Genomic DNA, 6,647 nt, shown 5'->3' with positions numbered 1-6,647 from the left:
GCCGCAGCCTATTGAAGGCGCGTTTTATGCCAGCCCATCCTATGACTCGCCCGTCTTCAACTATGTCCGTGAAGAAGAAACGCTGGACCTCAGCCAGCTTTTGGCGGAGGAGGATGACGCCCTCGAAAACGAAGTGTTGCGCGATAACAACCTCAATGTCATCAAGCACAGCCCCGAGTTTCTGAGTAACAAATCGCCAGATACGCCAACCAACCGCATTTGCACCTCCCTGTTCAGTCCTGAGCGCCTCGCCTTCCTGCTGCGCTTTGCGCTGGCCTACGTGAACGAAAGCGACGGCCTGCACAAGCATGTGATGCGCTACCCCCAACTCTTTGCCACCAAGGCCATCAAGACAAAACTCGATGCCGGGGTGAAGAAGGGCATCATCTGGCACACTCAGGGCAGCGGCAAAACCGCACTGGCGTATTACAACACCCGCTTCCTCACTGATTACTTCCAGCGCCAAGGGGTAATCCCGAAGTTCTATTTCATCGTCGACCGGCTTGATCTGGCCACGCAGGCGCAGCGTGAATTTTCCTGTCGCGGTCTGGTGGTACATACCATCGACAGCCGCGAAGCCTTCGCCCGCGACATTAAAACCACGCAGGTGCTGCACAACCATAGCGGTAAGCCGGAAATCACCGTAGTCAATATCCAGAAATTTCAGGATGACCCGGATGTGGTGCGCACCGAGGACTACGACTTCAGCATCCAGCGCGTCTACTTTCTTGATGAAGTGCACCGCAGTTACAACCCGCAGGGCAGCTTTCTGGCCAACCTCAGCCAGTCCGACCGCAACGCCATCAAGATCGGTCTCACCGGCACGCCGCTACTGGGCGACGACTACAACTCGCGCGCGCTGTTTGGCGACTACATCCACAAGTATTACTACAACGCCTCCATCGCCGACGGCTACACCCTGCGTCTGATCCGCGAGGAAATCGCCACCAACTACAAAATGTCGCTGCAAGAGGCGCTCGCCGCCGTCCAGTTGCAGCAAGGCGATATCGACCGCAAGCTGATCTACTCGCACCGGCAATTCGTCGAGCCCATGCTCGATTACATCGTGACTGACTTCGAGAAAAGCCGCAGCGCCTTGGGCGATGCCAGCATCGGCGGCATGGTGATCTGCGACAGCGCCGATCAAGCCAAACAGATGTTCGAGATTTTCAATGCAGTCTATGCCGCCCAGCCATCGCCGGCCTATGTCGCCCAGGACTCGGCGCAAGCCATGATCGCCGCGGCGCAACCCGAGAGTTACGCCGCCCGCACCCTGCTGAAAAACCGCGTCAAAAATGCCGCGCTGATTCTGTACGACATCGGCAGCAAGGACGAGCGCAAACAATGGGTGGAAGACTTCAAGGCCGGCAAGATCGATCTCCTGTTCGTCTACAACATGCTGCTCACCGGCTTTGACGCCAAGCGCCTGAAGAAGCTCTACCTGGGCCGCGTCATCAAGGCGCATAACCTGCTGCAGGCACTTACCCGCGTCAACCGCACCTACAAGGATTTCCGCTACGGCTATGTGGTGGACTTTGCCGACATCCGCAAGGAATTCGACAAGACCAATAAAGACTACTTTGACGAGTTGAGTGCTGCCGACGTGCTGGGCGACGAGATCGAGCACTACTCCAACCTGTTCAAATCGGCCGAAGAGATTGCACAGGAAATCGAAGCCATCAAGGACATCCTGTTCCGCTTCAATATCGAAAACGCCGAAGAGTTTTCAAAACAACTCAGCCAGATTCAAGACCGTGCCACCGTGTTGGCACTCAAAAAGGCACTGGCCGATGCGCGCAATCTCTACAACCTGATCCGCCTGCAAGGCGACTACGAACAACTGCAGCAGCTCGATTTCCACAAGCTAGGCCAGCTCTACCGCGAAACCTGCAACCACCTCGATCTGCTCAACCTGAAAGAAAGCATCGAGTCGGCCACCGACACCAGCAATCTGCTCAATGTCGCGCTGGAAGAGGTGATCTTCAAATTCGCCAAGATCAGGGAAGAAGAACTGGTCCTCGCCGACCAGCTGAAAAACACCCTGCGCCAGACGCGCGAAGCCTTGGCGGACAACTTTGACCAGCAAGACCCCAAATTCGTCACCCTGCGCGAAGAGCTGGAACGGCTGTTCAAGAAGAAGAAACTCAGCGAAGTCAGCCAAGAAGAGATGACCGCCAACATCGGCGCACTCAGTGCCATTCACGACAAGGTCAAGGAACTGAACGGCCAGAACAACCAGCTGCGCGCCAAATACCAGGGCGATGCCAAATACACGCGCATTCACAAGCGCCTGCATGAGCGAGGTGCTTTCTCGCAAATCGAGCGCCGCCTGTTTGAAGCCCTCAACGGCGTCAAGCAGCAGGCCGACGAACAGGTGCTGCAAAACACCCAACTGCTCAATAACGAAAGCTATTTCGAGCGGATGATGCAGCCCATCGTCATCGGTGAGTTCTCCACCCGCCAGCACATCAAACTCACCCCCGACGCCAGCCGCAGCATCAATCAGTTGGTGGTCGCCGAATACATGCATGAATTTCTTGCTGGCGCCCGCCCGGGCGGCAGTCGTAACACTGGAGCACACCCTTGGTAAGCCAGCAATTTGAACAACGCACCCGCGAACTGATCGACAGCCTCAAGGCCATTTGTGCCGCTTACGGTTTGGGCAACGATGGCAACGAATTCAAGATCATCACCCAGGTCTTTCTCTACAAGTTCCTCAACGACAAGTTCGCCTTTGAAGCCAAGAAGATCCAGCCGGCACTCGCCAAGGCTGAGAGCTGGGAAGCCGCCATCGCGGCCATGAGCGCCGACGACCTGGAAATGCTGCAAATGCAGATGGGGCCGGATACCGCCCGCCTGAAGCCTGAGCATTTCATCGCCCACTTGTGGAGTCGCCAAACCGCGCCGGAATTCGCCAAGCTGTTCGACGACACCCTGCGCGACATCGCCATCACCAACAACGACATCTTTGCCGTCAAAACCGATGGCGGCGCCAAGATCACCCTGTTTGACCGGGTCAGCGAATTCATCACCGACCCCTCCAAACGCGATGCCTTTTGCCGTGCCATCATCAACAAGCTGGGTGACTTCAGTTTCGAGCGCATCTTCAACGAGAAATACGACTTCTACGCCGCGCTCTTTGAATACCTGATCAAGGACTACAACAAGGACAGCGGCGGCAAATACGCCGAGTACTACACACCGCACGCCGTCGCCAAGATCATGGCCGCCATCCTCGTGCCGGTTGCTGTGCGCGGCAAGATCAGCAATGTGAGCTGCTACGACCCCTCGGCCGGTTCCGGCACGCTGCTGATGAACATCGCCCACGCCATCGGCGAGCAGCGTTGCAGCATCTACTCGCAGGACATCTCGCAAAAGTCATCCAGCCTGTTGCGCCTGAACCTGATCCTGAACAACCTGGTGCATTCCATCCCCAACGTCATCCAGGGCAACACCATGCTCCACCCCTACCACCGTGAGGCTCAGGGGCATGCACTGAAGAAGTTCGACTACATCGTCAGCAATCCGCCGTTCAAGATGGATTTCAGCGATTTCCGTAATGAGCTGGACAGCAAGGAACACCGCGAACGCTTTTTTGCCGGGGTGCCCAATATCCCGAAGCAGGCCGTGGACAAAATGGCCATCTACCAGCTCTTCCTGCAGCACATCATTTATTCCTTGAAGCCCGGCGGCAAAGCGGCCGTGGTCGTGCCCACCGGCTTCATCACCGCGCAAAGCGGCATCGACAAAGGCATCCGCCAGCATCTGGTGGACAACAAAATGCTTGCCGGAGTCGTTTCCATGCCCAGCAACATCTTCGCCACCACCGGCACAAATGTCTCTATTTTGTTCGTCGACCGCAGCAATCGGGAAAGAGTGGTCCTGATCGACGCCTCCGGCCTCGGCACCAAGGTCAAGGACGGCAAGAACCAGAAAACCCTGCTCTCCGAAGCCGAAGAAGACCGCATCATCGCCACCTTCAATGGAAAAGAGGCCGTAGAGGATTTCTCGGTGGTGGTCAGTTACGCCGACATCGCCGCGAAGAATTACAGCCTGAGCGCCGGGCAGTATTTCGACGTAAAGATCGAATACAGCGACCTAACCCCGGCGCAGTTTGCTGAAAAGATGCAGGGCTTTACCGATAGGCTGGATGGGCTGTTTAGGGAATCGTCGGGACTGGAGCGGGAGATCAAGAAGCAGTTGGCAGGGTTGCGATATGAATAGTTGGCCACGAGTTCCGGTTTCAGATTTATGCAGTTTGATAGTCGATTGCGTGAATAAAACCGCGCCAAGTGTTGATCAAGAGACACCCTACAAAATGATCCGTACAACGAATATCAAGAATGGTCGGATCGATTTGACGGGTTGCCGCTCAGTTTCAATAGAAACATTCGATAAGTGGACTAAGCGGGCAAAGGTTTTGAGGGGCGATATTCTCCTAACCCGAGAAGCCCCGATGGGTGAAGTCGGTCGAGTCAACTTTGACGAAAGTGTTTTTCTTGGGCAGAGAGTAGTGCAGTACAGGACTGACCCTGAGAAACTGACCTCAGAATACTTGTTGTATTCATTTCTTTCGCCAGATTTGCAGTACCAGTTCAAAAGGCACGACAGCAGCGGCTCAACAGTCAGTCATATTCGAGTTCCTGACTGCCTAAAATTTGAAATCCCTCTTCCTGCATTAGGCGAACAAAAAAGAATCGCCGCCGTCCTCTCCACCCTCGACGCCAAAATTGACTGCAACAACCGCATCAACGCCGAGCTTGAGGCGATGGCCAAGACGCTGTACGACTACTGGTTCGTGCAGTTCGACTTCCCCGACACCAACGGCAAACCCTACAAATCCTCCGGCGGCAAGATGGCCTACAACGCCACGCTGAAACGTGAGATTCCGGCGGGGTGGGAAGTTGGGCCGCTTTCAGACTGGATTGCTTCAGATAAAACGGGGGACTGGGGAAAGGATACAGTCGAGGGTAATTACACATTAGGTGTCGACTGTATTCGCGGTGCCGACATCAACGGTTTAAACGGCACGGGTACTGTTGCCGCACCTACGCGCTTCATACTTGAAAAGAATAAAGGGAAGATTCTTGCACCATTTGATTTTGTCATAGAGATTTCAGGCGGCAGCCCTACTCAATCAACTGGGCGACTGGCCCTCATTACTTCAGAAACAATGAAGCGTTTTTCCCAGCCACTCATCTGCTCCAATTTTTGCAAAGCAATATCTCTGGTAGATAACTCGTATTTTTTCAACTTTGCATATCTGTGGAAATCGGCATACGACAAAAAAGTCTTGTTCGGTTGGGAGGGGAAAACAAGTGGCATAAAGAACCTCTTGTTTGATGCGTTTACTGGCAAGCACATGGTTTGTATGCCCCCGCAAAAACTCGCGCAACGCTTTTTTGATTTCGTTAGCCCGTTGGAAATTAAAAAACAAAAGCTCCTGCGGGAAAATGATAAGTTGGAAGCTTTGAGGGACTGGCTCCTCCCCCTGCTGATGAACGGCCAGGTCACGGTGGCGTGAAGGAGACCCGCATGAACGATCAAACCCTCCTGCCGCAACCCCTGCTAGCCGCGCTGCGCGAGCTGATCGCTCAGGGCCGCCAACGTGCCCTGCGGGCTGTGGACATGGTGCAGGTGCAGACCTGCTGGGAAATCGGCCGGCATATCGTCGAATATGAACAGGGCGGCGAGCATCGTGCTGCCTATGGCAAAAAGCTGCTGTCCAGTCTGGCGGAAAACCTGACCCGCGAATTCGGCAAAGGCTTCGATGTCTCGAATTTGCGTTACATGCGGCTGTTTTATCAGGCCTTCCCGATGTGTGACGCACTGCGTCACGAATTGAGCTGGACCCACTACCGCACGCTGTTACGCGTCGAGAGTGCCGATGCACGGCAGTGGTACATGAACGAAGCCGCTGCGCAGAACTGGAGTTCCCGCGCCTTGGAACGCCAGATCGGTACCTTGTATTACGAACGCCTGCTGCTGAGCGACGACCGGCTGGCGGTCACGGCCGAAGCCGATGCCAATCTTCAAACCCTGAAACAAGCGCCGCGTGAGTTCATCCGTGATCCAGTGATGCTGGAATTCCTCGGCTTTCCAGGTAGTGGCAAGCTGCTGGAATCGACGCTGGAACAGGCTTTGATGGATAAATTGCAGGCTTTCCTGCTCGAACTGGGCAAGGGCTTTGCCTTTGTCGCCCGCCAGCAACGCATCAGCACCGAAAGCAAGGATTTCTACATTGATCTGGTTTTCTACAACTACCTGCTCAAGTGCTTTGTGCTGATCGACCTGAAAACCCATGAGCTGACGCATCAGGACATCGGGCAGATGGATATGTATGTCCGCATGTACGACGATCTCAAACGTGGCACGGATGACAACCCCACCGTCGGCATCCTGCTCTGCGAGCACAAGGATCATTCCGTGGTGCGCTACTCGGTGCTGCACGACAGCGAGCAGTTGTTCGCCAGCAAATATCGCCTGATTCTGCCCAGTGAAGAAGAGCTGCGCTGCGAGATCGAACGCGAGCGGGCGATCCTGGACGAAGCCCAAAATATTACACAGAACATTCCGGGAGAAGGGCTGGCATGAGCAGGGGCGCACAGCCAAGGATTTCCAGGCGCAGCGCGGTCTCCATCACCCGT

At 55.1% G+C, this 6,647-nt stretch carries 4 protein-coding genes; all 4 read left to right on the top strand.

Translation table 11 applies throughout. The annotated features are described in order from the left end of the window. On the top strand, nt 1-2,590 hold a 2,590-nt coding region (locus PHI64_RS19910), incomplete at its 5' end, for a DEAD/DEAH box helicase family protein (protein WP_299886841.1). Continuing rightward, a complete protein-coding gene (locus PHI64_RS19905) occupies nt 2,584-4,224 on the top strand; it encodes a class I SAM-dependent DNA methyltransferase (protein WP_299886838.1) in 1,641 nt (546 codons plus the stop codon). The genes PHI64_RS19910 and PHI64_RS19905, both read left to right, overlap by 7 nt. Continuing rightward, complete coding sequence (locus tag PHI64_RS19900) at nt 4,151-5,524, top strand: restriction endonuclease subunit S (RefSeq protein ID WP_366945229.1); 1,374 nt, start codon at nt 4,151-4,153, stop codon at nt 5,522-5,524. The genes PHI64_RS19905 and PHI64_RS19900 overlap by 74 nt, the downstream gene beginning before the upstream one ends. Nucleotides 5,525-5,535: 11 nt before the next feature. Further along, complete coding sequence (locus PHI64_RS19895) at nt 5,536-6,594, top strand: PDDEXK nuclease domain-containing protein (protein WP_299886832.1); 1,059 nt, start codon at nt 5,536-5,538, stop codon at nt 6,592-6,594. Nucleotides 6,595-6,647 lie beyond the last annotated feature (53 nt).

This window comes from Zoogloea sp. (assembly GCF_028689785.1).
Taxonomy (GTDB): Bacteria; Pseudomonadota; Gammaproteobacteria; order Burkholderiales; family Rhodocyclaceae; genus Zoogloea.
This window is presented reverse-complemented; position numbering and strand designations above follow the sequence as displayed.